Origin of the sequence: Pseudomonas qingdaonensis (assembly GCF_018398475.1) — a bacterium.
Taxonomy (GTDB): domain Bacteria; phylum Pseudomonadota; class Gammaproteobacteria; order Pseudomonadales; family Pseudomonadaceae; genus Aquipseudomonas; species Aquipseudomonas palmensis.
In genome coordinates this window covers 5,597,593-5,621,470 of record NZ_CP074676.1, presented here as the reverse complement: position 1 = coordinate 5,621,470, position 23,878 = coordinate 5,597,593, and the positions used below count along the sequence as shown (strand labels likewise).

General features: G+C 64.5%; 25 protein-coding genes. 16 read left to right on the top strand and 9 right to left on the bottom strand.

The window, feature by feature from the left end:
* Positions 1 to 33: 33 nt before the first annotated feature.
* A complete protein-coding gene (gene bipL, locus KH389_RS25735; protein ID WP_058541761.1) occupies positions 34 to 963 on the top strand; it encodes a phospholipase BipL in 930 nt (309 codons plus the stop codon).
* On the opposite strand, the gene KH389_RS25730 is transcribed toward bipL, so the two are convergent.
* Positions 964 to 1,713 carry a DUF2059 domain-containing protein gene (locus KH389_RS25730; protein WP_043863435.1) on the bottom strand — a complete coding sequence of 250 codons (750 nt, stop codon included), beginning with the start codon at positions 1,711 to 1,713 and terminating at the stop codon, positions 964 to 966.
* Between the two features lie 114 nt (positions 1,714 to 1,827).
* Between KH389_RS25730 and KH389_RS25725 the strand changes: the two genes are divergently transcribed.
* Positions 1,828 to 2,460, top strand: a complete 633-nt coding sequence (locus tag KH389_RS25725; RefSeq protein WP_043863436.1) for a 2OG-Fe(II) oxygenase — start codon at positions 1,828 to 1,830, stop codon at positions 2,458 to 2,460.
* Between the two features lies 1 nt (position 2,461).
* The gene (locus KH389_RS25720) at positions 2,462 to 2,950 is read left to right on the top strand and encodes a 2-thiouracil desulfurase family protein (protein WP_100634264.1); all 489 of its coding nucleotides are present in this window, start codon (positions 2,462 to 2,464) and stop codon (positions 2,948 to 2,950) included.
* Here the strand turns inward: KH389_RS25720 and KH389_RS25715 are convergent.
* The gene (locus tag KH389_RS25715; RefSeq protein ID WP_116052395.1) at positions 2,947 to 3,486 is read right to left on the bottom strand and encodes a transporter substrate-binding domain-containing protein; all 540 of its coding nucleotides are present in this window, start codon (positions 3,484 to 3,486) and stop codon (positions 2,947 to 2,949) included. The two genes, KH389_RS25720 and KH389_RS25715, sit on opposite strands and share 4 nt — an antisense overlap.
* A gap of 228 nt (positions 3,487 to 3,714) precedes the next feature.
* Between KH389_RS25715 and KH389_RS25710 the strand changes: the two genes are divergently transcribed.
* Complete coding sequence (locus KH389_RS25710) at positions 3,715 to 4,188, top strand: DUF4399 domain-containing protein (RefSeq protein ID WP_213606499.1); 474 nt, start codon at positions 3,715 to 3,717, stop codon at positions 4,186 to 4,188.
* Between the two features lie 70 nt (positions 4,189 to 4,258).
* On the opposite strand, the gene serA is transcribed toward KH389_RS25710, so the two are convergent.
* Positions 4,259 to 5,488: a phosphoglycerate dehydrogenase gene (gene serA / locus KH389_RS25705; RefSeq protein ID WP_043863440.1), complete on the bottom strand. Its 1,230-nt coding sequence runs from the start codon at positions 5,486 to 5,488 to the stop codon at positions 4,259 to 4,261.
* Positions 5,489 to 5,660: 172 nt separating this feature from the next.
* On the opposite strand from serA, the gene KH389_RS25700 reads away from it, so the two are divergent.
* The 4 genes from KH389_RS25700 to KH389_RS25685 all read left to right on the top strand — a co-directional run bounded on the left by KH389_RS25700 (position 5,661) and on the right by KH389_RS25685 (position 9,837).
* Entirely contained in the window at positions 5,661 to 7,058 is a 1,398-nt protein-coding gene (locus tag KH389_RS25700) for an FAD-binding oxidoreductase (protein ID WP_043863441.1), read from the top strand.
* Between the two features lie 38 nt (positions 7,059 to 7,096).
* Positions 7,097 to 7,762 carry a fumarylacetoacetate hydrolase family protein gene (locus KH389_RS25695; protein ID WP_043863442.1) on the top strand — a complete coding sequence of 222 codons (666 nt, stop codon included), beginning with the start codon at positions 7,097 to 7,099 and terminating at the stop codon, positions 7,760 to 7,762.
* Positions 7,763 to 7,924: 162 nt separating this feature from the next.
* Positions 7,925 to 8,857, top strand: coding sequence for an SdiA-regulated domain-containing protein (locus tag KH389_RS25690; protein ID WP_213606497.1), 933 nt, complete (start codon positions 7,925 to 7,927; stop codon positions 8,855 to 8,857).
* Between the two features lie 77 nt (positions 8,858 to 8,934).
* On the top strand, positions 8,935 to 9,837 hold the full coding sequence (locus KH389_RS25685; protein WP_213606495.1) for an SdiA-regulated domain-containing protein: 903 nt from the start codon (positions 8,935 to 8,937) through the stop codon (positions 9,835 to 9,837).
* Between the two features lie 87 nt (positions 9,838 to 9,924).
* On the opposite strand, the gene rpiA is transcribed toward KH389_RS25685, so the two are convergent.
* A complete protein-coding gene (gene rpiA / locus KH389_RS25680) occupies positions 9,925 to 10,596 on the bottom strand; it encodes a ribose-5-phosphate isomerase RpiA (protein ID WP_213606493.1) in 672 nt (223 codons plus the stop codon).
* A gap of 136 nt (positions 10,597 to 10,732) precedes the next feature.
* On the opposite strand from rpiA, the gene ilvA reads away from it, so the two are divergent.
* Positions 10,733 to 12,247, top strand: coding sequence for a threonine ammonia-lyase, biosynthetic (gene ilvA, locus KH389_RS25675; RefSeq protein WP_054915520.1), 1,515 nt, complete (start codon positions 10,733 to 10,735; stop codon positions 12,245 to 12,247).
* A gap of 40 nt (positions 12,248 to 12,287) precedes the next feature.
* Positions 12,288 to 12,716 carry a DUF2269 family protein gene (locus KH389_RS25670; protein ID WP_043863447.1) on the top strand — a complete coding sequence of 143 codons (429 nt, stop codon included), beginning with the start codon at positions 12,288 to 12,290 and terminating at the stop codon, positions 12,714 to 12,716.
* Between the two features lie 74 nt (positions 12,717 to 12,790).
* Here KH389_RS25670 and KH389_RS25665 read toward each other — a convergent pair whose 3' ends face one another.
* Positions 12,791 to 13,447: a histidinol-phosphatase gene (locus KH389_RS25665; RefSeq protein WP_043863448.1), complete on the bottom strand. Its 657-nt coding sequence runs from the start codon at positions 13,445 to 13,447 to the stop codon at positions 12,791 to 12,793.
* 140 nt (positions 13,448 to 13,587) lie between these two features.
* On the opposite strand from KH389_RS25665, the gene KH389_RS25660 reads away from it, so the two are divergent.
* Entirely contained in the window at positions 13,588 to 14,067 is a 480-nt protein-coding gene (locus KH389_RS25660; protein WP_043863449.1) for an RNA pyrophosphohydrolase, read from the top strand.
* Between the two features lie 22 nt (positions 14,068 to 14,089).
* On the top strand, positions 14,090 to 16,369 hold the full coding sequence (ptsP, locus tag KH389_RS25655) for a phosphoenolpyruvate--protein phosphotransferase (protein WP_043863450.1): 2,280 nt from the start codon (positions 14,090 to 14,092) through the stop codon (positions 16,367 to 16,369).
* Between the two features lie 85 nt (positions 16,370 to 16,454).
* Here ptsP and KH389_RS25650 read toward each other — a convergent pair whose 3' ends face one another.
* The gene (locus KH389_RS25650; RefSeq protein ID WP_116052393.1) at positions 16,455 to 17,201 is read right to left on the bottom strand and encodes an NRDE family protein; all 747 of its coding nucleotides are present in this window, start codon (positions 17,199 to 17,201) and stop codon (positions 16,455 to 16,457) included.
* Between the two features lie 129 nt (positions 17,202 to 17,330).
* Between KH389_RS25650 and KH389_RS25645 the strand changes: the two genes are divergently transcribed.
* From KH389_RS25645 to KH389_RS25635, 3 genes are read left to right on the top strand one after another with little or no spacing between them, the layout of a single operon-like run.
* Positions 17,331 to 18,113 (top strand): sulfite exporter TauE/SafE family protein, encoded by a 783-nt coding sequence (locus tag KH389_RS25645; RefSeq protein WP_043863452.1) that lies wholly within the window; start codon positions 17,331 to 17,333, stop codon positions 18,111 to 18,113.
* A 14-nt stretch (positions 18,114 to 18,127) separates the two neighbouring features.
* Positions 18,128 to 18,940, top strand: coding sequence for a prolipoprotein diacylglyceryl transferase (gene lgt / locus KH389_RS25640; protein WP_213606491.1), 813 nt, complete (start codon positions 18,128 to 18,130; stop codon positions 18,938 to 18,940).
* A gap of 48 nt (positions 18,941 to 18,988) precedes the next feature.
* Positions 18,989 to 19,960, top strand: coding sequence for a thymidylate synthase (locus KH389_RS25635; protein ID WP_213606489.1), 972 nt, complete (start codon positions 18,989 to 18,991; stop codon positions 19,958 to 19,960).
* A gap of 131 nt (positions 19,961 to 20,091) precedes the next feature.
* Here KH389_RS25635 and KH389_RS25630 read toward each other — a convergent pair whose 3' ends face one another.
* From KH389_RS25630 to cadR, 3 genes are all read right to left on the bottom strand, one after another.
* Positions 20,092 to 20,367, bottom strand: coding sequence for a DUF3077 domain-containing protein (locus KH389_RS25630; protein ID WP_058541767.1), 276 nt, complete (start codon positions 20,365 to 20,367; stop codon positions 20,092 to 20,094).
* The gene (locus tag KH389_RS25625) at positions 20,360 to 20,638 is read right to left on the bottom strand and encodes a hypothetical protein (protein ID WP_058541768.1); all 279 of its coding nucleotides are present in this window, start codon (positions 20,636 to 20,638) and stop codon (positions 20,360 to 20,362) included. Before KH389_RS25625 ends, KH389_RS25630 begins: the two co-directional genes overlap by 8 nt.
* Before the next feature lie 420 nt (positions 20,639 to 21,058).
* Positions 21,059 to 21,502 carry a Cd(II)/Pb(II)-responsive transcriptional regulator gene (gene cadR / locus KH389_RS25620; RefSeq protein WP_043863455.1) on the bottom strand — a complete coding sequence of 148 codons (444 nt, stop codon included), beginning with the start codon at positions 21,500 to 21,502 and terminating at the stop codon, positions 21,059 to 21,061.
* An 84-nt stretch (positions 21,503 to 21,586) separates the two neighbouring features.
* Between cadR and KH389_RS25615 the strand changes: the two genes are divergently transcribed.
* Positions 21,587 to 23,878, top strand: a complete 2,292-nt coding sequence (locus KH389_RS25615; protein ID WP_213606487.1) for a heavy metal translocating P-type ATPase — start codon at positions 21,587 to 21,589, stop codon at positions 23,876 to 23,878.

The window sequence follows — 23,878 nt, the reverse complement described above, 5'->3', positions numbered from 1 at the left end:
GGTCAATCCTTTGCCCCGTTGTTGGTAACTTCCATGCCCGCGTCATTCCAGCCCGACTCCCTGCGTGCCAGCCTGCAACCGCTGGCCGCGCGTCAGCCGTTGTCGACCCAGGCGCAGGCGTACCGGCATTTCTACAGCCTGGACATTCCCGGCGTCGACAGCTGGCTGGGGCGTTTCGACACCGCAGGCTTCGAGCTGGTCGCCCAGGTCTGGCTGCCCGCCGCGCCTGTGGCGACGCTGGTATTGCTGCACGGTTTCTACGACCACATGGGCCTCTACCGCCACGCCATCGAATGGGCTCTGGCCCGGCAGTTCGCGGTCATCGCCTGCGACCTGCCGGGCCATGGGCTGTCCAGTGGCGAGCGCGCCAGCATCGATGACTTTGCGGTGTATCAGGACGTGCTGCAGGCGCTGTTCGAGCAGGGCCAGGCGCTGAACCTGCCGCAACCCTGGCACCTGTGCGGGCAGAGCACCGGCGGCGCCATCCTGGTCGACCACCTGCTGCACCACGGCGCGCACAGCCCGGCCCAGGGCCAGGTGATCCTGCTGGCGCCGCTGGTACGCCCGCGTGCGTGGCGCTGGTCGAAATTCAGCTATCAGGTGCTGCGCCACTTCGTCACCGGCATCGAGCGGCGCTTCAGCGAGAACAGCAACGACCCGACCTTTTTGCCGTTCCTGCAGGCCGACCCGCTGCAGCCGCGGCGCCTGCCCACCGCCTGGGTCGGGGCGCTGATGGCGTGGGTCAAACGTATCGAGGTGGCGCCATGCAGCCCGCGCCAGCCGCTGATCGTGCAGGGGCAGGCCGACATGACTGTGGACTGGCCGTACAACCTTGAGGTGCTCAAGGCCAAGTTCGCCGAACCGCAGATTCTGCTGATGCCCGAAGCCCGCCACCACCTGGTCAACGAACTGCCGGCAATACGCCGAGACTACTTTGCCTTCATCGGCCAGCGCCTGGGCTGATCACTGCAGGTCCGAGGTGCTCTGACCGACCGCCAGGCCAGCCCGGATTGCGGCCAGGGCGGCGGCATAGTACGCCTTGCCTTCGGGCGATTCGGCAAAGCTTGCAAAGGCATCGAGTTCGGCATCCGACAGCCCGCGATACACATACAGCAGGGTGTTGTTCAGGTCGGCCTCGATCTGCTGCATCAGGCGCTGGCGCTGCCCGTCGAGCAGGCCCTGGGCCTGGCTGCCACCGAGCAGGCCGGGGATCATCTGGCTCAGGCTGTCGGCCGCCACCCCGGCAATCGCCAGGCTGACCTCGGCACCGGCCTCGCGGGCCGGCAGGGCCTGGGCCAGGTGGCCGATGATCAGCAGGCGGCTGTCGCTGGCCTCGATCTTGGGCAGGCCCTTGGCATTCTTGGCCAACTGGTCACGGCGGGTGGCCAGCAGCTCGGCCGCCACGATCTTGCGCCCCAGGGGGGATTGAAAAAACGCCAGCGCAGGCTTGGGGTCGCTGAGGTTGGCGCGCAACTGGGCTTCGGCGCGGCGGTCGACGGCGGTGGGTTCGAAACGCTGGTTGCTGTTGTTCACCAGGGCCTGGAAGACTGCAGGCGGCAGGCTGCTGCGATAGCGCTGCTGGGCGGCATCGAGGGCATCGGTGAAGTGGGCGCGCTGCTCCGGCCACCCGGCAACCTTGTACAGTTGGTCGTGGGTATCTGCCAGGACAGGCGTGGTGCAGATCATCAACAGCAGAAAAAACAAACGGCGCATTCAGGACTCCTGTCGGCAGGCCGCTATTGTCCGTGGCCCGGCGGGGCTTTGTCGAGACGCCAATGCACACTCTCGGCCAAGTGGCGCTGTCGGTTTTGCTGGCGGCTCGATACTATGCGCGGCATGCAGATATCCCTTGATCACCCCTTGCTGTCGCGCATCGTCGACGACCTGGCCACCCGTGGCTGGTCGCAGCACGACCTGTTCCTGCCGGCCCCGCTGACGCGGGCACTGGCGGCCGAGTGCCGCCGCCGCGCCGCCGAGGGCGAACTGGCCCCTGCGGGGGTCGGGCGAGGGCCCGCGCAGGAAGTGCGCGAAGGTATTCGCAACGACCATATCCAGTGGCTCGAACCCGGTGACTCGGACGCCTGCGACCAGTACCTGGGGTTGATGGACGGCCTGCGCGAAGCGATGAACCGCGGCCTGTTCCTGGGCCTGGAAGACTTCGAGTGCCACTTCGCCCTGTACCCGCCCGGCGGCTTCTACCGCAAGCACCTGGACCGCTTTCGCGACGACGACCGGCGCATGGTCTCGGCGGTGATCTACCTCAACGAAGACTGGCTGCCCGAACATGGCGGGCAGTTGCGCATGACCCTCAAGGACAATGTGGAACACGATGTGCAGCCGACCGGCGGTTGCCTGGTGGTGTTCCTCTCCGGCGAGATCCCCCACGAAGTGCTGCCGGCCAACCGCGAGCGGTTGTCGCTCACCGGCTGGTTCCGTCGGCGCGGCAACGAGCCCTTCTAGCATGCACAAGGTTCTGGTCAGCGCCTGCCTGCTGGGGCAGCCGGTGCGCTATGACGGTCGCGCCAGCGGGCATCCGGATGTGCTCCAGGGCTGGCAGCGGGAGGGTCGCGTGGTGCCGTTGTGCCCCGAGGTCGCCGGCGGCCTGCCGACCCCGCGGCCACCTGCGGAAATTCCCGGTGGGCAGGGCAGTGCGGTGCTGGAGGGCCAGGCCCGGGTGGTGACGGTAGCCGGCGAGGACGTGACCGCGCCGTTCGTGCAGGGCGCGCACCTGGCGCTGGCACTGGTGCAGCGCCACGCCATAAGGGTGGCCGTGCTCAAGTCGGGCAGCCCGTCCTGTGGCAACCGGCTGACCTATGACGGTACGTTCAGCGGCACCAGGGTGGAAGGTGAGGGCGTGACCACGGCGCTGTTGCGCCGGGCCGGGGTGCAGGTGTTCAGCGAACTGGAGCTGGACGCGGCCGTGCAGGCCCTGGGAGCCCTCGACGCTTAAGGTGCGTCGGTGTCCACGGCAGCATCCGCCGCTTCGGTGTGGGTCTGGGCCTGGGGCTCGACAGCGGGCCGCGCCGCCTGCTGCGCCAGCTCGGTCATGCGCCCGTTGTCCTTGATGCGCTGCAGGGCGGCGTTCAAGGCTTTCTCGAAGGCCGGGTTGTCCTTCTGGAAGGGCATCACATAGCGTCTGTCGTCGTCACCGTCGGTATAGGGTTCGCTGACACCCAGGCGCTGCTTGAGCTCGGGGCTGGCGGTGATCTGGTCCAGGGCGATGTCGTAACGGCCGCTTTCCACACCGTCCAGCAACTCGTCATGGTCGACGGGCACGAACTCCACCCCTACATCCAACTCCTTGGCCAACGCCTGGCCCAACCCGATCTCGAAGCCGGTCCACTGGCCTTGCTTGCGGATATTGGTCGAGGAATCGGCGCTGATCGCGATACGCAGTTCATTTCGATCGTTGACCTCGTCGATCAGCTCGGCATGGGCCAACGGGGTCAGCAGGGCCGTGAGCAGTACCCCAATAGTCAAACGCATCTAAGCCCCTTTCCTGGTCTTTGGCAGTGAGTCCGGTCGCCGCGACTTTTTGTGTGTGTCGCGGTCGAACAGTGTCTAGGACCGCACTTGGCCGAGGATGTTAGATGCCAGGGAAGATTTTTCCGTGGCGTTTTTAAAGCTTGCCTTGGCGCAATTGATCTATCGTAATGAACCGTTGCCCTGGTATTCAGGGGTAAGGGTTACCGAAGTAAATCACAGGAGAAGTGAATGAAAAGCCTATTTTCGCGTGCTGCCGTCGCTGGTTTGTTGATGGGCGTGTCCGCGCTGGCCGCCGCCGAAGGCCTGGTGAGCCAGGCACCACCCAAGGATGCCAAGGTATTCATCGTTTCCCCGGCCGATGGCGCCACCGTCGACAAGACCTTCACCGTCAAGTTTGGCATCGAAGGCATGGAACTCAAGCCGGCCGGCGACGCCACCCCGCATAGCGGCCATCATCACCTGCTGGTGGACGTCGACAAGGCGCCGGCTGCCGACCAGGTGCTGCCCACCAGCCTGATGCCGGAAAACGGCCAGCCGCTGCCCGCCGGCCCGCAGGTACTGCACTTTGGCAAGGCGCAGACCGAAACCCAGCTGACCCTGGCCCCTGGCAAGCACACCCTGCAACTGGTGCTGGGCGACAAGTTCCACGTGCCGTTCAAGCCAAGCGTGGAATCGAAGAAGATCACCGTGACCTTGAAGTAAATCGCGGGCATGAAAAAAGGCGACCCGAGGGTCGCCTTTTTCATTTGGATCGGCGTTGCCGGCGAAGCGTTTAGAACAGCACGCGCGAACGGATGGTGCCGTTGATGTGCTGCAGCTTCTCTTGCGCCAGGTCCGAGTACTCGGCATCGACGTCGATCACCACGTAGCCGACCTTCTCGTTGGTCTGCAGGAACTGACCGGAGATGTTGATCGAGTTTTCCGCGAACACCTTGTTGATCTCGCTGAGCACGCCCGGAATGTTCTGGTGGATGTGCAGCAGGCGGTGCTTGCCCGGGTGCGCCGGCAGGGCCACTTCAGGGAAGTTGACCGACGACACGGAGGTACCGTTGTCGCTGTACTTGACCAGCTTCTCGGCCACTTCCAGGCCGATGTTGGCCTGGGCCTCGGCGGTGGAACCACCGATGTGCGGGGTCAGGATCACGTTGTCCAGGCCACGCAGCGGGCTTTCGAACTGCTCGTCGTTGGAGCGCGGCTCTACCGGGAACACGTCGATGGCGGCGCCGATCAGGTGCTTGTCCTTGATCGCGGCGGCCAGGTGGTCCAGCTCGACCACGGTGCCACGGGCGGCGTTGATCAGGATCGCGCCCTTTTTCATCGCGCGGATTTCCTTCTCGCCGATCATCCACTGGGTGGATGGCAGCTCAGGAACGTGCAGCGAGACGATGTCGGCCAGGCCCAGCAGCTCGTGCAGGCTGGCGACCTGGGTCGCGTTGCCCAGCGGCAGCTTGGTCAGCGGGTCGAAGAAGAACACCTGCATGCCCAGGCTTTCGGCCAGTACCGACAGCTGGGTGCCGATCGAGCCGTAGCCGACGATGCCCAGCTTCTTGCCACGGATCTCGAAGGAGTTGGCCGCGCTCTTGATCCAGCCGCCACGGTGGCAGGAAGCGTTCTTCTCGGGGATGCCGCGCAGCAGCAGGATCGCTTCGGCCAGTACCAGCTCGGCAACCGAACGGGTGTTGGAGTAAGGCGCGTTGAACACGGCGATGCCGCGCTCGCGAGCGGCGTCCAGGTCGACCTGGTTGGTGCCGATGCAGAAACAGCCGACAGCGACCAGTTTCTTGGCGCAGTCGAAGACCTCTTCGGTCAGCTGGGTGCGAGAGCGAATGCCGATGAAGTGGGCATCGGCGATCTTTTCCTTCAGTTGCGCATCCGGCAGGGAGCCGGTGAGGTATTCGATGTTGCTGTACCCGGCGGCCTTGAGGACGTCCACGGCGGATTGGTGGACGCCTTCGAGGAGAAGGAACTTGATCTTGCTCTTATCGAGAGAAGTCTTGCTCATCTGCGTAAACCTGTGTCCCGGAGAAAAATGGCAGGGAAAGAAGCGCTCGCAGCATCGGCTTTCGGCACGATCTGCGGGGGTGCGTATGCTAGCATAGGCACCCCTGTTTACGCCCATCCCTGGCACGTGAAACGTGCTCAGGGTGACCATGAATTGTTCGAGAGTTCTGTAGATGACCGATCGTGCGCTGTTGGATGAGCTGATGACCCTGGTTGAGCCTGGAAAGGTCCTGACCGACGCTGCTTCACTTGATGCGTACGGCAAGGACTGGACCAAGCATTTTGCTCCAGCCCCCCTGGCCATCGTGTTCCCCAAGAGCACCGAACAGGTTCAGGCCATCGTGCGCTGGGCCAACCAGCGCCAGGTCGCCCTGGTGCCGTCGGGCGGGCGCACCGGCCTGTCGGCTGCAGCAGTAGCTGCCAATGGCGAAGTGGTGGTGGCGTTCGACTACATGAACCAGATTCTCGACTTCAACGAATTCGACCGCAGCGTGGTGTGCCAGCCTGGCGTGATCACCGAGCAGCTGCAGAATTTTGCCGAGGACAAGGGCCTGTACTACCCGGTCGACTTCGCGTCGGCAGGTTCCAGCCAGATTGGCGGCAATATCGGCACCAATGCCGGCGGTATCAAGGTGATTCGCTACGGCATGACCCGCAACTGGGTAGCTGGCCTCAAGGTCGTGACCGGCAAGGGCGACCTGCTCGAGCTGAACAAGGACCTGATCAAGAACGCCACCGGCTACGACCTGCGCCAGCTGTTCATCGGCGCCGAAGGTACCCTGGGCTTCGTGGTCGAGGCCACCATGCGCCTGGACCGGGCACCCAACAACCTCACCGCGATGGTGCTGGGCACGCCTGATTTCGACTCCATCATGCCGGTGCTGCACGCCTTCCGTGGCAAGCTCGACCTGACCGCCTTCGAATTTCTTTCCGACAAGGCCCTGGCCAAGGTGCTGGGCCGCGGTGACGTGCCTGCGCCGTTCGAGACCGATTGCCCGTTCTACGCGCTGCTGGAATTCGAAGCCAGCACCGAGGAAGTGGCCAACGAAGCCCTGGCCACCTTCGAGCACTGCGTCGAGCAGGGCTGGGTACTGGACGGCGTGATGAGCCAGAGCCAGCAGCAACTGCAGAACCTGTGGAAGCTGCGCGAGTACATCTCCGAGACCATCTCGCACTGGACCCCGTACAAGAACGACATTTCGGTAACCGTGTCGAAGGTGCCGGCGTTCCTCAAGGATATCGACGCGATCGTCGCCGAACGCTACCCCGACTTCGAGGTGGTGTGGTACGGCCACATCGGCGACGGCAACCTGCACCTGAACATCCTCAAGCCCGACGACATGAGCAAGGACGAGTTCTTCTCCCGTTGCGCGGTGGTCAACAAGCAGGTGTTCGAGACGGTAGAGAAGTACAACGGCTCGATTTCGGCCGAACACGGCGTGGGCATGACCAAGCGTGACTACCTGACCTACAGCCGTTCGCCGGTCGAGATCGAGTACATGAAGGCAGTGAAGGCGGTGTTCGACCCCAACGGGATCATGAACCCGGGCAAGATCTTCGCCGTCGAGTGAACCCCGCAGCGCCAATAACATCGTTCCAGGAGTCGGCAATGAACTATCAGCACCAGTATGTAGACGGCACGCGTACTCATCTGCCGGTGGGCAAGGTGGTGTGCATCGGTCGCAACTACGCCGAGCACGCCAAAGAGCTGGACAACCCGATTCCGACCGAGCCGCTGCTGTTCATCAAGCCGGGCAGTTGCGTGGTATCGCTGGAAGGCGGGTTCAAGATCCCGGCCGAGCGTGGCTCGGTGCACTACGAGGCGGAAATCGCGGTGCTGCTGGGCAAGTCGCTGTCGCCGGCGCCTACCGAAGAAGAAGTGCTCGACGCCATCTCCGGCTTCGCCCCGGCACTGGACCTGACCCTGCGTGACCTGCAGGCGCAGCTCAAGGAAAAGGGCCTGCCCTGGGAGCGCGCCAAGTGCTTCGACGGCGCCTGCGTGCTGACGCCCTTCGTGGTTGGCAGCACATTCGAGGACCTGGCCGATATCGGCATTCGCCTGAGCATCAACGGCGAGGTGCGCCAGGACGGCAACAGCGCGCTGATGCTCAACCCGATCGTGCCGATGATCCAGCACATGGCCTCGCAGTTCGCGCTGCAGGCGGGTGACGTGATTCTTACCGGTACGCCGGCCGGCGTCGGGCCGCTGAGCGCTGGCGATGAGCTGGTGCTGGAACTGCCCGGTGTGAGCCGTTTCGAGGGCAGCGTTCGCTGACCTGCCCCGGGTGGCAGTCGATAGCCGACTGCCACCTTTTCCCCGGCCTTTGATCGGGCGTTGCCGTTTTTTTCACAAATGATCCGGATAATCCCCGCGAATCAACCTTGTGAACGTGCCTGCGTGTTGCGTGCCAGGCTAAAAAAACAACGGGAATACCTGATGGCCACACCTTATCCTTCCAGCGGTTCGCTCCCTCCTGTGCGCAAGCGTCGTCTCCTGTTGCGCTGGTCTACCTGGCTGGTGACGGCTGCGGTGATCGGCTATGGCGTGGCTATCGCCATGCACTGGGACGACCGTGGCCTGCTGTGGCTGCAGGAGCGTTTCGAGTCGGTGAGCGAACAGCAGGCCAGTATCTGGCTGCCGGGCTATACGGTCGATATCGACGCCAAGGTGCTGCCGGGCATGGAGGACGACGAGGCCTCCGACCTGGCCTACGACCCAAAGCGCAAGACCCTGTTCGCCGTCATGGGCAAGAACCCGTTCCTGGTCGAGCTGACCCTGGACGGCGATGTGTTGCGCAAGCTGCCACTTCACGGCTGGAGCAACCCCGAGGGGGTTGCGGTGCTGGCGGACGGGCGGTTGGCCATTGTCGACGAGCGTGATCACACCATGACCATCGTCAGCCTGGACGACAGCACCCAGGCACTGAACATCAAGGATTTCACGCAATACGACCTGGGCCCTTCGGCCAATCAGAACAAGGCCTTCGAGGCGATTGCCTGGGACCCGCGCAACCAGCGCCTCGTGCTGGGCGAGGAGCGTCCGCCGCGGCTGTTCACCTGGCGCACCGACGGCCGTTCGCCGCTGACCGGCGACAAGCAGCCGCTGCCCAGTGACGAGCTGGACCTGCGCAACCTCTCGGCGCTGGGGGTCGACCCGCGTACCGGGCACATGCTGGTGCTGTCGGCCGACTCGAACATGCTGCTGGAGCTGGACGAGCGGGGCGAGCAGGTCAGCTTCATGACCCTGCTCGGCGGTTTCAACGGCCTGAAAAAGCGCATCCCTCGCGCCGAGGGCGTGGCCATGGACGACCAGGGCACCCTGTACATCGTCAGTGAGCCGAACCTGTTCTACCGCTTTCGCAAGCAGTGACTCCCGCATAGTGGCATTAAGCTTCGATTCAGTTGGCTATGGTTAGATGACGCCCGAACCCTGCCGAGTCTTCCCGAATGCGTCGTTACCTGCCCCTGGTCTTTCTTGTTTTCAGTCTGCTGGCCCTTGCCGCCCTGGGCGTGGCGGGGCAGCAGCACCGCGTGTTCGAGCGTGCCTGGTTCGACCTCAAGGCCTGGTGGCAGCCGGCCGAGCAGGGCATGGGGCTGAGCCGCTACCAGGTGGTGGTCGAGGCACGCCCGGTCGAGGGGCTGGAGGCGGATATTTCGGCGCTGACCTTCGACCCGGACCGCAACAGCCTGTACACGGTCACCAACAAGAACCCCGAGCTGATCGAGCTGTCGCTGGAGGGGCGCATCGTGCGGCGCATCCCCCTGACCGGTTTCGGCGACCCCGAGGCGGTGGAGTATGTGGGGCCGGGCAGTTTCGTGATCACCGACGAGCGCGAGCAGCGCCTGATCCGGGTGCATGTGGCGCCCGATACCGCGTTCCTGGATGCCAAGGATGCCGAGCAGCTTACCCTGGGCATCGGCCTGAACGGCAACAAGGGTTTCGAGGGGCTGGCCTACGACTCGGGCGGCAAGCGCCTGTTCGTGGCCAAGGAGCGCGACCCGATGCTGATCTACGAGGTGCACGGGTTTCCCCATGACAATCCGGAGCAGCCCTATGCGGTGCACGTGGTGCAGGACCGCAAGCGTGATTCGCGGTTGTTCGTGAGAGACCTGTCGAGCTTGCAGTTCGACGAGCGCAGCGGGCATCTGCTGGCCCTGTCGGACGAATCGCAACTGGTGCTGGAGCTGGACGTGAAGGGCAAGCCGATCAGCAGCCTGTCGCTGCGCAAGGGGTCTGCCGGGTTGAAGGCGAGCGTGCCGCAGGCCGAGGGGATTGCGCTGGACGATGCCGGGACGCTGTATGTGGTGAGCGAGCCGAACCTGTTCTACGTATTCAAGAAGACCGAGTAGGCTGTATCGCGGGTCAAGCCCGCTCCCACAAGATCACACCGAACCTGTGGGAGCGGGCTTGGCCCGCGATGAGGCCGCCCCGCAAGCTTACCTGGTCAGGGTCTTCACGCCGTCCGCGGTCCCCAGCAGCAGCAGGTCCGCCGGGCGCGCCGCGAACAGGCCGTTGGTCACCACGCCCACGATCGCGTTGATCTGGGTTTCCAGCTCCACCGGGTTGGTGATCTGCAGGTTGAACACGTCCAGGATGATGTTGCCGTTGTCGGTCACCACGCCTTCGCGGTACACCGGGTCGCCGCCCAGTTTCACCAGCTGACGTGCCACATGGCTGCGCGCCATCGGGATCACCTCGACCGGCAGCGGGAAGGCGCCCAGTACCGGCACCAGCTTGCTCGCGTCGGCAATGCAGATGAAGGTCTTGGCCACGGCCGCGACGATCTTCTCGCGGGTCAGGGCTGCGCCACCGCCCTTGATCAGGTTCAGGCGCTCGTCGCTCTCGTCGGCACCGTCCACATAGAACTCCAGGTCGCTGACCGTGTTCAGCTCGTACACCGGAATGCCGTGGCCCTTCAGGCGTGCAGCCGTGGCCTCGGAGCTGGCGACCGCACCATCGAACGCACCCTTGTGCAGCGCCAGGGCGTCGATGAAGCAGTTGGCGGTCGAACCGGTGCCGACGCCGACGATGCTCCTGTCATCGAGCTTGGGCAGAATGAAATCGACAGCGGCCTGGGCGACAGCCTGTTTGAGTTGGTCCTGGGTCATGCGGGCTCCGGAGCGGGCAGGGGTATCGTGAGGGCGCGTAGTATAGCGGCTAAAACCACAGACTGGCTGTGGTCGCCCGACCGGGCGCTGCGGTAGACTCCGAGGCCCCGCCCAGCTGCCCAGTGATGCGTTCCCGATGCTCGAACAGTACGTCAAGAAGATCCTCACCTCGCGCGTCTATGACGTCGCCGTCGAAACCCCGCTGCAACCGGCCGGCCAGCTCAGCAAGCGCCTGGGCAACCACGTGCTGCTCAAGCGCGAGGACCTGCAGCCGGTGTTCTCGTTCAAGATCCGCGGCGCCTACAACAAGCTGGCGCAGTTGAGCGCCGAGGAACTGGCGCGGGGCGTGGTCACCGCCTCGGCCGGCAACCATGCCCAGGGCCTGGCGCTGGCCGCCCGTGAACTGGGGATCAAGGCCACCATCGTGATGCCCAAGACCACCCCCGAGATCAAGGTCGAAGGCGTGCGCTCGCGGGGCGCCAAGGTGGTGCTGCATGGCGATTCGTTCCCCGAGGCGCTGGCCTACTCGCTCAAGCTGGTGGACGAAAAGGGCTTCGTCTATATCCACCCCTATGACGACCCGCACACCATCGCCGGGCAGGGCACCGTGGCCATGGAGATCCTGCGCCAGCACCCCGGGCCGCTGGACGCGATCTTCGTGCCGGTGGGCGGCGGCGGCCTGATCGCCGGCATTGCCGCCTACGTCAAATACCTGCGCCCCGAGATCAAGGTGATCGGCGTCGAGCCGGACGACTCCAACTGCCTGCAGGCCGCCATGGCCGCCGGCGAGCGCGTGGTGCTGCCCCAGGTGGGCCTGTTCGCCGATGGCGTGGCGGTGGCGCAGATCGGCCAGCACACCTTCGACATCTGCAAGGATCATGTGGACGAGGTGATCACCGTCAGCACCGACGAGATCTGCGCGGCCATCAAGGACATCTACGACGATACCCGCTCGATCACCGAACCTGCCGGCGCGCTGGGCGTTGCCGGCATCAAGAAATACGTTGAGCTGCGAGGTGTGACCGGGCAGACCCTGGTGGCCATCGATTCCGGTGCCAACGTGAACTTCGACCGCCTGCGCCATGTGGCCGAGCGCGCCGAACTGGGCGAGGGCCGCGAGGCGATCATCGCAGTGACCATCCCCGAACAGCCGGGCAGCTTCAAGGCGTTCTGCGAGGCCATCGGCAAGCGCCAGATCACCGAATTCAACTACCGCTACCACGCCGACGGCGAGGCGCACATCTTTGTCGGGGTGCAGACCCACCCCGACACCGACCCGCGCAGTGCCCTGCTGCACAGCCTGACCGCGCAGGGTTTTCCGGTGCTGGACCTGACCGACAACGAGCTGGCCAAGCTGCACATCCGCCACATGGTGGGCGGGCACGCTGCGCGGGTCAGCGACGAGCTGGTGCTGCGCTTCGAGTTCCCGGAGCGGCCGGGCGCGCTGTTCAACTTCCTCAACAAGCTGGGTGGGCGCTGGAACATCTCGATGTTCCACTACCGCAACCATGGCGCGGCCGATGGTCGCGTGGTGGCCGGGCTGCAGGTGCCGGATGATGAGCGCCACCTGGTGCCGGCGGCACTGGCCAAGATCGGCTACCCGTACTGGGATGAAACCGACAACCCGGCGTACCGGCTGTTTCTGGGCTGAGCGGCTACGCTGTTGGGCAACGCCTGAGGAATAAGAAGACATGGAATTGCTGACAAGCCTGAAAATCGCCCACGTACTGGCCACGGTCGTGCTGCTGGGCAGTGCCCTGGGCCTGGCGCTGTGGGTCTGGCTGGCACGACGCAAGGGTGACGTGACTGCGCACACGCGCCTGTTGCAGCGGCCTTTGCTGTTCGTATGGTTGCTGATGGGCGTATGCCTGGTGAGCATGCCGTTCAGTGGCTGGTGGCTGGTGCACCTGATCGGCTGGCCATTGGGGCAGACCTGGGTGCTGGGCTCCAGCCTGATCTATACGGTGGGGGCGTTCTGCTGGTTCTGGCTGAGTGTGCGCCTTAACCGGCTGCGCACGGCGCCGGGCGCAGGCAACCCGAAGGTGACGCTGGGCCTGGCGGTGTTCTGCGCCGTGTGCTTCATCGCGATTGCCGGGCTGATGGGTGCAAAACCCGTCTGATGCCTTCGCCGGCAAGGCCGGCTCCTACACCCGTTGCGCTGTAGGGGCCGGCCTTGCCGGCGAATGGTCACACCTCAATCGCGCAGGCTGATCACCGGCCAGCCGCGTTTCTCGGCTTCGGCACGCAGGGTCGGGTCCGGGTTCACCGCCACCGGGTTGGCCACCTGCTCCAGCAGCGGCAGGTCGTTGATCGAGTCGCTATAGAAGTAGCTGTCGTCCAGGTTCAAGCCATTCTCTTCGAGCCAGCGGTTCAGGCGCGTCACCTTGCCTTCACGGAAGCACGGCACGTCGATGCTGCGCCCGCTGTAGCGACCGTCGACCATCTCGCACTCGGTGGCCAGCAGGGTCTCCACGCCCAGGCGCTGGGCAATCGGGCCGGTGATGAAGCGGTTGGTGGCGGTGATGATCACCAGCTTGTCGCCCGCGTCACGGTGCTTTTGCAGCAGCGCCAGGGCCTGGGGCAGGATGATCGGCTCGACGCAGTCGCGCATGAAGTCGCGGTGCCATTCGTCGAGTTGCGCCATTTCGGTCCTGGCCAGGATCTCCAGGGTGAATTCAAGGTAGGCGCCCTGGTCCAGCTTGCCGGCCAGGTAGTCCTGGTAGAACGCATCGTTGCGGTTCTTGTAGGCGATGGGGTCGAGAATCCCGCGTTCGCACAGGTAATCGCCCCAGGCGTGGTCGCTGTCGCCACCCAGAAGCGTGTTGTCCAGATCGAATAAAGCCAGGCGCATCGAAGTCACTCGCATAACATCTGAAAAGGCCCACAGAATACGGACTTTTATCTGCTATGCACATAAGGTGGAGCGGCGCGTTGCTGGCGTTGCAAGCTTTGTGGAACAATGCGGCGACATGCGTTTGCGAGGTTGCTGCCGTGATCGACCCCGATGGTTTTCGCCCCAATGTCGGGATCATTCTGACCAATGATCTCGGGCAGGTGCTATGGGCTCGACGGATCAACCAGGATGCCTGGCAGTTTCCACAAGGCGGGATCAACCCCGAGGAAACGCCGGAAGACGCCCTGTACCGCGAGCTGAATGAAGAAGTGGGCCTGGAGCGGCAGGATGTTGAAATTCTTGCCTGCACCCGTGGCTGGTTGCGTTATCGTTTACCCCAACGCCTGGTGCGTACCCACAGCCAACCGCTGTGCATCGGCCAGAAACAGAAATGGTTCCTCCTGCGCCTGGTGTCCAACGAGCAGCGGGTGCGGATGGATTTGACCGGTAAACCGGAATTCGATGGGTGGCGCTGGGTCAGCTATTGGTATCCGTTGGGCCAGGTGGTGACATTCAAGCGCGAGGTTTACCGCCGCGCTCTCAAAGAGCTTGCCCCGCGCCTGCTGGCGCGCGACTGACGACGGAGTTCGACCCCGAGCCATGCTCAATACGCTGCGCAAGATCGTCCAGGAAGTTAACTCCGCCAAGGATCTCAAGACGGCGTTGGGGATCATTGTGTTACGCGTCAAAGAAGCCATGGGCAGCCAGGTGTGTTCCGTCTACCTGCTCGACCCGGAGAGCAACCGCTTCGTGCTGATGGCCACCGAGGGCCTGAACAAGCGCTCCATCGGCAAGGTCAGCATGGCCCCCAACGAAGGCCTGGTGGGCCTGGTGGGTACCCGCGAAGAACCGCTGAACCTGGAAAACGCCGCCGATCACCCGCGTTATCGCTACTTTGCCGAAACCGGCGAAGAGCGCTTTGCCTCCTTCCTCGGTGCACCCATCATCCACCACCGCCGCGTGGTGGGCGTGCTGGTCATCCAGCAGAAGGAACGTCGCCAGTTCGACGAGGGCGAAGAAGCCTTCCTGGTCACCATGAGTGCGCAGCTGGCCGGGGTTATCGCCCATGCCGAGGCCACCGGCTCGATTCGCGGCCTGGGGCGCCAGGGCAAGGGTATCCAGGAAGCCAAGTTCGTCGGCGTGCCGGGCTCGCCGGGGGCGGCGGTGGGCACGGCGGTGGTGATGCTGCCGCCGGCCGACCTGGACGTGGTGCCGGACAAGACCGTCACCGACATCGACGCCGAACTCAAACTGTTCAACAACGCCCTCGAAGGCGTGCGCAGCGACATGCGCAACCTCTCGGCCAAGCTCGCCACCCAGCTGCGCCCCGAAGAGCGTGCGCTGTTCGACGTGTACCTGATGATGCTCGAAGACGTCGCCCTGGGCGGCGAGGTGGTGGAGGTCATCAAGACCGGCCAGTGGGCCCAGGGCGCCTTGCGCCAGGTGGTGGGCGAGCACGTCAACCGCTTCGAGCTGATGGACGACGCCTACCTGCGCGAGCGCGCCTCCGATGTCAAAGACCTGGGCCGGCGCCTGCTGGCCTACCTGCAGGAAGCCCGCCAGCTGACCCTGGTGTACCCCGACAACACCATCCTGATCAGCGAAGAGCTGACCCCGGCCATGCTCGGCGAAGTACCCGAAGGCAAGCTGGTGGGGCTGGTGTCGGTTCTCGGCTCGGGCAACTCCCACGTCGCGATCCTGGCGCGTGCCATGGGCATCCCCACGGTGATGGGCCTGGTCGATCTGCCATATTCGAAGGTCGACGGCATCCAGATGATCGTCGACGGCTACAAGGGCGACGTCTACACCAACCCCAGCGAAGTGCTGCGCAAGCACTACACCGAAGTGGTCGAGGAGGAGCGCCAGCTGGCCCAGGGCCTGGACGCCTTGCGCGAACTGCCGTGCGAGACGCTCGATGGCTACCGCATGCCGCTGTGGGTCAATACCGGGCTGCTGGCCGACGTGGCGCGGGCGCAGCAGCGCGGCGCCGAAGGGGTGGGGCTGTACCGTACCGAAGTGCCGTTCATGATCAACCAGCGCTTCCCCAGCGAAAAGGAGCAGCTGGCGATCTATCGCGAGCAACTGGCGGCCTTCCACCCGTTGCCGGTGACGATGCGCAGCCTGGACATCGGGGGTGACAAGGCGCTGTCGTACTTCCCGATCAAGGAGGACAACCCGTTCCTGGGTTGGCGCGGTATCCGCGTGACGCTGGACCACCCGGAGATCTTCCTGGTGCAGACCCGCGCCATGCTCAAGGCCAGCGAAGGCCTGAACAACCTGCGCATCCTGCTGCCGATGATCTCCGGGATACACGAACTGGAAGAGGCATTGCACCTGATCCACCGCGCCTGGGGCGAGGTGCGCGACGAAGGCACCGACGTGCCGATGCCGCCTGTGGGGGTCATGATCGAGATTCCGGCGGCGGTCTACCAGACCCGCGAGCTGGCGCGCATGGTCGACTTCCTGTCGGTGGGGTCCAACGACCTGACCCAGTACCTGCTGGCGGTCGACCGCAACAACCCGCGGGTGGCCGACCTCTATGACTACCTGCACCCTGCGGTGCTGCAGGCCTTGCAGCACGTGGTGACCGCGGCGCATGCCGAGGGCAAGCCGGTGAGCATCTGTGGCGAGATGGCTGGCGACCCGGCAGCGGCGGTGCTGCTGATGGCCATGGGCTTCGACAGCCTGTCGATGAACGCCACCAACCTGCCGAAAGTGAAATGGATGCTGCGTCAGATCAGCATGAGCAAATCCAGGGAATTGCTGGAGCAGGCGATGGGTATCGATAACCCGCAGGTTATCCACAGCTCGCTGCAACTGGCGCTGAAGAACCTGGGGCTGTCGCGGATGATCAATCCTGGGGCTTCCAAGACCCTGTGAAGCCGGGACCGCTTCGCGGCCCTTCGCCGGCAAGGCCGGCTCCTACAGGAGGTCGATGTAGGAGCCGGCCTTGCCGGCGAAAGCGTCAAACCTGCAGGGTGACCTCTCCCAGCTGCCCTCCAAACGGCCCAAAGCTGCGCTCCACCATCAACCTGCTGCCATCCGCCTCGACAATCAACACCGTACTCGCCCGCGTCCCGTAGTTCTGGCTGGCAATGAACACGCTCGACAGCAACCGCTCGGTCGCCAGCCCCACACCGGTCTGCGGCAGCTCGGCCTCTTCGGCCTGCTGCTCATCCCCCAGCAACGCCAGCAGCCGCTGTGGTCGCGGGTCCTGCAGCTGGTCTTCGAGCGCAGCCCGCATCTTCAGCAGTTTCGGCCACGGCGTATCCAGCCCGGCATTCGACAAGCCGTACACCCCCTCGGCCAGCAGCACCGGCGCCGCCTCCTGCGCATTGAGGTACCCCAGCTGCCCGGCGTCCCCTACCAGCAGGTTGAATCCCGAATACTGGCTGCTGCGGCTGGCCACATGGTCCAGGTAAGCCTCCACCCCCAGCTCGCCGCGCAGAAACCCCGCCACCAGCTCGCCGCGCGAGCGCGCACCCTGCGCCTGCTGCGGGTCCCGAATATTGGTCAGCGCCGCAAAGCGCCCGCCCGGTCCGACCCCTAGCCAGCTGCCGCCAGCTTCCAGGTCACGTCCGGCATATACCCCCGGCGCATCCTCCCACGCCCCCAGCGCCTGGCTGGGGCGGGCATAGAACTCGTCACGGTTGGCCGCGACGATCAGCGGCCGGGCATGCCCCGGGCGCCATGCAAAAGCAATCAGACACATAGGTTCGCTCCCAGTGTTTTCAGCCACTCTACCCACACTGGCGTTCGCTATCCATCGACTAAACGTGTCTTCACTAGAGCCACAGGCCCACCTTCCGTTACCATGCCGAACTGATTTTGGGGGTCGACAATGGAATTTGTGATCTATCTGGTGCTGGGCGCCTGTGCAGGTGTACTGGCCGGGCTGTTCGGCGTGGGCGGCGGCATCATCATCGTGCCGGTGCTGGTGCTGAGCTTCACCCTGCAGGGCTTCGACGCCTCGGTGCTGACCCACCTGGCAGTCGGCACGTCGCTGGCGACCATTGTCTTCACCTCGGTCAACGCCATCCTCGAGCACCACCGCCGTGGTGCGGTGCAGTGGCCGATCTTCGTGTGGATGACCGTGGGCATCCTGCTCGGCGCCGGGGTAGGGGCCAAGACCGCCTCGCTGATCCAGGGCCCGCACCTGCAGAAGATCATCGGCGTGTTCGCCCTGCTGGTGGCCGTGCAGATGGCCCTGGACCTCAAGCCCAAGGCCAGCCGCGGCGTACCCGGCAAGCTTGGCCTGACCGCCGCCGGCGGCGTGGTGGGCTGGGCCTCGGCGATCTTCGGCATCGGCGGCGGCTCGCTCACCGTGCCCTTCCTGACCTGGCGCAGCCTGCCCATGCAGCAGGCGGTGGCCACGTCCTCGGCCTGTGGTTTTCCGATTGCGGTGGCCAGTGCCCTGAGTTTCATCGTGCTGGGCTGGGACGAGGCGCACCTGCCGCCCAACAGCCTGGGCTTCGTGTATTTGCCGGCGCTGCTCGGGATTGCCCTGACCAGCATGTTCTTTGCCCGTTTCGGTGCGCGCCTGGCGCATAAACTGTCGCCACGCCTGCTCAAGCGGCTGTTCGCCGCACTGCTGTTCTGTGTAGGCCTGAGCTTTTTGCTTTAACGAGAGGAGTCACCATGCTGCCTTACCCGCAGATCGATCCCGTGGCACTGGCCATCGGGCCGCTGAAAATCCACTGGTACGGCCTGATGTACCTGATCGGCATCGGCGGCGCGTGGCTGCTGGCGTCGCGCCGGCTGCACCGCTTCGACCTCACCTGGAGCCGCGAGAAACTCTCCGACCTGGTGTTCTGGCTGTCCATGGGCGTGATTGTCGGCGGGCGCCTGGGCTACGTGCTGTTCTATGACCTGAGCGCGTACCTGGCCAACCCGACGCTGATCTTCGAGGTGTGGAAGGGCGGCATGTCGTTCCATGGCGGCTTCATCGGCGTGATGCTGGCGGCGCTGTGGTTCGGCAAGCGCAACAACAAGTCGTTCTTCGAGCTGATGGACTTCGTTGCGCCGCTGGTGCCGATCGGCCTGGGTGCCGGGCGCATCGGCAACTTCATCAACGCCGAGCTGTGGGGCAAGGCCACCGACGTGCCGTGGGCCATGGTGTTCCCGCCGTTCAGCGACCCGGCACAATTGCCGCGTCACCCGTCGCAGCTGTACCAGTTCGCCCTGGAAGGTGTGGCACTATTCCTGATTCTGTGGCTGTACTCGCGCAAACCGCGCCCGACCATGGCGGTTTCCGGGATGTTCGCGCTGTTCTACGGCATCTTCCGCTTCATCGTCGAGTTCGTGCGCGTGCCGGATGCGCAGCTGGGTTACCTGGCCTTCGGCTGGCTGACCATGGGTCAGGTGCTGTGCGTGCCGATGATCGTCGCCGGTATCGCGCTGATCTGGCTGGCCTACCGCCGCGCGCCGAGTGCCAAGGGCGCCGCGCTTTAATTTTCCCGGCAGGGGCCTGGCCCCTGCCGGTATCGAGACAGGTAAGACATGAAGCAATATCTAGAGCTGGTGCGTGATGTGATCGAGAACGGCACCCTGCAGGGCAACCGTACCGGCGTGCGCACCATCAGCCTGCCGGGCGCCATGCTGCGTTTCGACCTGCAGAAGGGTTTCCCGGCCATCACCACCCGCCGTCTGGCGTTCAAGTCGGCGATCGGCGAGATGGTGGGCTTTCTGCGTGGCGTGAAGAACGCCGGCGAATTCCGTGAACTGGGCTGCAAGGTCTGGGACCAGAACGCCAACGAGAACGCCCAGTGGCTGGCCAACCCGTTCCGCCAGGGGCATGACGACCTGGGCGAGATCTACGGCGTGCAATGGCGCCAGTGGCCGGCCTACAAGCGCATCCCGCTGAGCAACCCGGCGGCCATCGAGCTGGCGCAGAGCAATGGCTTCGTGAAGATTGCCGAGGCAGAAGAAGAGGGCGAGGCGTTCGTGGTGCTGTACAAGGCCATCGACCAGATTCGCCAGTGCATCGACACCATCCACAACGACCCGGGCAGCCGCCGCATCCTGTTCCATGGCTGGAACTGTGCGCAGCTGGACGAGATGGCGTTGCCGCCGTGCCATCTGCTGTACCAATTCCACCCGAATGTGGAGACCAAGGAGATTTCCCTGACCCTCTACATCCGCTCCAACGACCTGGGCCTGGGCACGCCGTTCAACCTCACCGAAGGCGCCGCGCTGCTGTCGCTGGTGGGCCGCCTGACCGGCTACACGCCGCGCTGGTTCACCTACTTCATCGGTGATGCGCACGTGTACGAGAACCACCTGGACATGCTCACCGAACAGCTCAAGCGCGAGCCGCTGGCGGCGCCGAAGCTGGTGATCTCCGAGCGTGTCCCGGAGTATGCCAAGACGGGTGTGTACGAGCCGGAGTGGCTGGAGAAGATCGAGCCGAGCGACTTCAGCCTGGAAGGCTACGAGCACCATGCGCCGATGACGGCGCCGATGGCGGTTTAAGCGCGCCATACCGCTTCGCCAGCAAGGCTGGCTCCTACAAGGGTCACCGCGATCCCCTGTAGGAGCCAGCCTTGCTGGCGAAAGGGCTGTCAATTAACGTCCAGTTTGTAGCCTTGGCGCACAATGCGCCGTTACGCCTGCTTCATCCCCAACTCCGCATCATCGATCAGCGCCTTGGCGAACCCGCTGAGGTAATAAGCTGCCCACACCGCTGCGCCATCGTCATCCATCACACCGTTCAGAATGAGCTTGTGCACGCAGCCGAGCATGATCGAAGCCTGCTCCAGTGCGTAATCGCAGGGGATGCCGGGGACGATTCGGAAGAGTTCTGTAGGTGGGTTTTGGCTTCGAATGAACGTCGCGGCACCTATCGTCTCGCCTGTGCCAGCTTGCGGGCCGTTACTCATGCAGAAATCCTTGTTCCAGAGTTAGCAGGTTGGCTAGTGCATGCTCTACCAACGCTTTAGCCATCTCGGCCGAATGCAGCACACTCAGTAGCATACTGTGGCTTGGATCATTGGCGTGGGTTCTACAGAATTCATTGGTGGTTTCATGGATGCCGCGCATCAATTCGCTAGCGAAGGCAAGGGAGTCAGCGGTAACGAGGTCGCTGTGGATGGAGAAGTAGGGGCTGGTGAATGGGTGTAGAACAGGCGGGTCGGGGACGATCTTTTTCATGGCGTAACTCCTAGGTTCACTCAGGAGCTACCGCCCAATCCCTCTCACAGGATGTAGGGTGGCAGCCGTACGCGGGGTGAGAGACCGGAGACCTAGGAACCCGGCCAGACCAAAGTCTGCCCGCGCACAGCTGCCATGACAAAGCTGCCATCAGGTCAAGGACGGGCTCTCACACCCGGTCGCCAAATCGACGACTAGGGAAAACTAGCCTTGATGTGCCTTCTCAGCAACGGAGAAAGGGTGGCAGCTTGCGTAGGATAGTTCTGAAAGCATTTAGACTGGAAATTTTTTGACCCATGTGATCGCAGACGAAGGATGGCCGTGTAAGCGCGCTATACCGCTTCGCCAGCAAGGCTGGCTCCTACAAGGATCACCGCGATCCCCTGTAGGAGCCAGCCTTGCTGGCGAAAGGGCCCTCAGTCAGTGCCCATGACTGCGCCCCACATGCGAATGCTCAGCCTCCGGGGCTGTCACCGCACCGTTCACCTCCAGATGCTGCAGGATCGAGCACTGCGTTTCCTGCGCCCGGCAATGCTGGCGCAACTCCAGCAACTGCCCCTGCAATGCCACCAACCCGTCGATGCGCGCCTTCACGTGCTGGATATGCTCGTCGATCAGCGCATTCACGCTTTCGCACTGGTCCTCCGGGCTGTCGCGCAGGCGCAGCAGGCTGCGGATCTCTTCCAGGGTCATGTCCAACGTGCGGCAGTTGCGGATGAAGGTCAGCCGCTCCACGTGCGCCTGGGTATACAGCCGGTAGTTGCCCTCGCTGCGCGCAGGCTCTGGCAAGAGGCTTTCACGCTCGTAGTAGCGAATGGTTTCCACCGGGCAGTCGGTGGCCCTGGCCAGCTCTCCGATCTTCATCTGCAAAATACCTCGGTTGGTTGCTTGACCCTATAGTGGCTACAGGGTGTTCACTTGGCAACAGGACCTTTAGGGATGAACCACATGAACCAGCCTGTCAGCCCCGACCACGTCGGCCACGCGCACGATCACAAGCATGAACATAGCCACGATCATGCCCACGACCACGCGGACCACGACCACGCCAGCCCCGCGCCTGCCGCGCCTGCCCACGGCAGCTGCTGCTCCGGCGCCGCCGCACCGGCCCTGGTGCAGTTGCGTGAAACCACCAGCAGCGATGCGCGGCTGAGCCGCTTCCGGATCGAGGCCATGGACTGCCCGACCGAGCAGACCCTGATCCAGAACAAGCTGGGCAAGCTCGACGGCGTCGAGCAGCTGGAATTCAACCTGATCAACCGTATCCTCGGCGTCACGCATACCCACCCCGACACCCGCGGCATCGAGCAGGCGATCACCTCGCTGGGCATGCACGCCGAACCGCTCGACGATGCGGGCGAGGCCGGCAGCGACGCAGTGGCTGCGCCGAAGAAAGCCTGGTGGCCGCTGGCGCTGTCCGGTGTCGCCGCACTCGCCGCCGAGATCGTCCACTTTACCAATGCCGCCCCGGAATGGGCCGTGGCCCTGCTGGCGCTGGCGGCCATCCTCGGCTGCGGCCTGGGCACCTACAAGAAGGGCTGGATTGCCCTGAAGAACCGCAACCTGAACATCAACGCACTGATGAGCATCGCCGTGACCGGCGCCGTGCTGATCGGCCAGTGGCCGGAAGCGGCCATGGTGATGGTGCTGTTCACCCTGGCCGAACTGATCGAGGCGCGCTCGCTGGACCGTGCACGCAACGCCATCGGCGGCCTGATGCAACTGGCCCCGGACCTGGCCACCGTGCGCCAAGCCAACGGCCAATGGCAGGAGGTCGACGTGCGCCAGGTGGCCCTTGGCGCCACCGTGCGCGTGCGCCCAGGCGAACGTATCGGCCTGGACGGCGAAGTGCTGCAAGGCCAGTCCAGCATCGACCAGGCGCCGATCACCGGCGAAAGCCTGCCGGTGGAGAAGGGCCCCGGCGACAAGGTGTTCGCCGGCACCATCAACCAGTCCGGTGCGCTGGAGTACCGCGTGACCGCCGCCGCCGGCCAGTCGACCCTGGCCCGCATCATCAAGGCCGTGGAGCAAGCCCAGGGCGCCCGCGCCCCGACCCAGCGCTTCGTCGACCAGTTCTCGCGCATCTACACCCCGGTGGTGTTCGTGCTGGCACTGGCGGTGGCCGTGGTGGCACCGCTGTTCTTCGGCGGCCTGTGGTTCGACTGGATCTACCGTGCGCTGGTGCTGCTGGTGGTGGCGTGCCCGTGCGCGCTGGTGATCTCGACCCCGGTGACCATCGTCAGCGGCCTGGCCGCCGCAGCGCGCAAGGGCATCCTGATCAAGGGCGGCGTGTACCTGGAGGGCGGGCGCAAGCTCAGCTTCCTGGCGCTGGACAAGACCGGCACCATCACCCACGGCAAACCGGTGCAAACCGACTACCGCGTGCTCGATGCGCGCTTCGAAGGCCGCGCCCAGCACATTGCCGCGAGCCTGGGCGCTCGTTCCGATCACCCGGTGTCGATGGCCATCGCACAGCAATACGCCGATCAGCCGCTGGCCGAGGTCAGCGAGTTCCAGGCCCTGATGGGCCGTGGCGTGGGCGGCAAGATCGACGGCGTGCTGTACCACCTGGGCAACCATCGCCTGGTCGAGGAACTGGGCCTGTGCTCGCCCGAACTGGAAGCCCAGCTCGATGAGCTGGAGCGCCAGGGCAAGACCGTGGTGCTGTTGCTCGACGCCTCCGGCCCGCTGGCGCTGTTCGCCGTGGCCGATACGGTCAAGGAAAGCAGCCGCGAGGCGATTGCGCAGTTGCATGCACTGGGTATCAAGACCGTCATGCTCACCGGCGACAATCCGCACACCGCCGAGGCCATCGCCGCGCAGGTGGGCATCGATGAGGCTCGCGGCAACCTGCTGCCGGCCGACAAGCTCAAGGCCATCGAAGACCTGTACGCCCAGGGCCATCGGGTCGGCATGGTCGGCGACGGCATCAACGATGCCCCGGCGCTGGCGCGCGCCGAGATCGGGTTTGCCATGGCGGCGGCCGGTACCGACACCGCGATCGAAACCGCAGACGTGGCACTGATGGATGACGACTTGCGCAAAATCCCGGCGTTCGTCAGGCTCTCGCGGCAAAGCGCGGCGATCCTGGTGCAGAACATCGTTCTGGCCCTGGGCATCAAGGCGATCTTCCTGGCGATCACCTTCACCGGCATGGCGACCTTGTGGATGGCGGTGTTCGCCGACATGGGCGTGAGCTTGCTGGTGGTATTCAACGGCTTGCGCCTGCTCAGAAAGTAA

What these genes read in the sequence shown, in the direction of transcription:
- bipL (WP_058541761.1), top strand. Translation starts at nt 34, where the DNA reads ATGCCCGCGTCATTCCAGCCCGACTCCCTGCGTGCCAGCCTGCAACCG.
- KH389_RS25730 (WP_043863435.1), bottom strand. Translation starts at nt 1,713, where the DNA reads ATGCGCCGTTTGTTTTTTCTGCTGTTGATGATCTGCACCACGCCTGTC.
- KH389_RS25725 (WP_043863436.1), top strand. Translation starts at nt 1,828, where the DNA reads ATGCGCGGCATGCAGATATCCCTTGATCACCCCTTGCTGTCGCGCATC.
- KH389_RS25720 (WP_100634264.1), top strand. Translation starts at nt 2,462, where the DNA reads ATGCACAAGGTTCTGGTCAGCGCCTGCCTGCTGGGGCAGCCGGTGCGC.
- KH389_RS25715 (WP_116052395.1), bottom strand. Translation starts at nt 3,486, where the DNA reads ATGCGTTTGACTATTGGGGTACTGCTCACGGCCCTGCTGACCCCGTTG.
- KH389_RS25710 (WP_213606499.1), top strand. Translation starts at nt 3,715, where the DNA reads ATGAAAAGCCTATTTTCGCGTGCTGCCGTCGCTGGTTTGTTGATGGGC.
- serA (WP_043863440.1), bottom strand. Translation starts at nt 5,488, where the DNA reads ATGAGCAAGACTTCTCTCGATAAGAGCAAGATCAAGTTCCTTCTCCTC.
- KH389_RS25700 (WP_043863441.1), top strand. Translation starts at nt 5,661, where the DNA reads ATGACCGATCGTGCGCTGTTGGATGAGCTGATGACCCTGGTTGAGCCT.
- KH389_RS25695 (WP_043863442.1), top strand. Translation starts at nt 7,097, where the DNA reads ATGAACTATCAGCACCAGTATGTAGACGGCACGCGTACTCATCTGCCG.
- KH389_RS25690 (WP_213606497.1), top strand. Translation starts at nt 7,925, where the DNA reads ATGGCCACACCTTATCCTTCCAGCGGTTCGCTCCCTCCTGTGCGCAAG.
- KH389_RS25685 (WP_213606495.1), top strand. Translation starts at nt 8,935, where the DNA reads ATGCGTCGTTACCTGCCCCTGGTCTTTCTTGTTTTCAGTCTGCTGGCC.
- rpiA (WP_213606493.1), bottom strand. Translation starts at nt 10,596, where the DNA reads ATGACCCAGGACCAACTCAAACAGGCTGTCGCCCAGGCCGCTGTCGAT.
- ilvA (WP_054915520.1), top strand. Translation starts at nt 10,733, where the DNA reads ATGCTCGAACAGTACGTCAAGAAGATCCTCACCTCGCGCGTCTATGAC.
- KH389_RS25670 (WP_043863447.1), top strand. Translation starts at nt 12,288, where the DNA reads ATGGAATTGCTGACAAGCCTGAAAATCGCCCACGTACTGGCCACGGTC.
- KH389_RS25665 (WP_043863448.1), bottom strand. Translation starts at nt 13,447, where the DNA reads ATGCGCCTGGCTTTATTCGATCTGGACAACACGCTTCTGGGTGGCGAC.
- ptsP (WP_043863450.1), top strand. Translation starts at nt 14,090, where the DNA reads ATGCTCAATACGCTGCGCAAGATCGTCCAGGAAGTTAACTCCGCCAAG.
- KH389_RS25650 (WP_116052393.1), bottom strand. Translation starts at nt 17,201, where the DNA reads ATGTGTCTGATTGCTTTTGCATGGCGCCCGGGGCATGCCCGGCCGCTG.
- KH389_RS25645 (WP_043863452.1), top strand. Translation starts at nt 17,331, where the DNA reads ATGGAATTTGTGATCTATCTGGTGCTGGGCGCCTGTGCAGGTGTACTG.
- lgt (WP_213606491.1), top strand. Translation starts at nt 18,128, where the DNA reads ATGCTGCCTTACCCGCAGATCGATCCCGTGGCACTGGCCATCGGGCCG.
- KH389_RS25635 (WP_213606489.1), top strand. Translation starts at nt 18,989, where the DNA reads ATGAAGCAATATCTAGAGCTGGTGCGTGATGTGATCGAGAACGGCACC.
- KH389_RS25630 (WP_058541767.1), bottom strand. Translation starts at nt 20,367, where the DNA reads ATGAGTAACGGCCCGCAAGCTGGCACAGGCGAGACGATAGGTGCCGCG.
- KH389_RS25625 (WP_058541768.1), bottom strand. Translation starts at nt 20,638, where the DNA reads ATGAAAAAGATCGTCCCCGACCCGCCTGTTCTACACCCATTCACCAGC.
- cadR (WP_043863455.1), bottom strand. Translation starts at nt 21,502, where the DNA reads ATGAAGATCGGAGAGCTGGCCAGGGCCACCGACTGCCCGGTGGAAACC.
- KH389_RS25615 (WP_213606487.1), top strand. Translation starts at nt 21,587, where the DNA reads ATGAACCAGCCTGTCAGCCCCGACCACGTCGGCCACGCGCACGATCAC.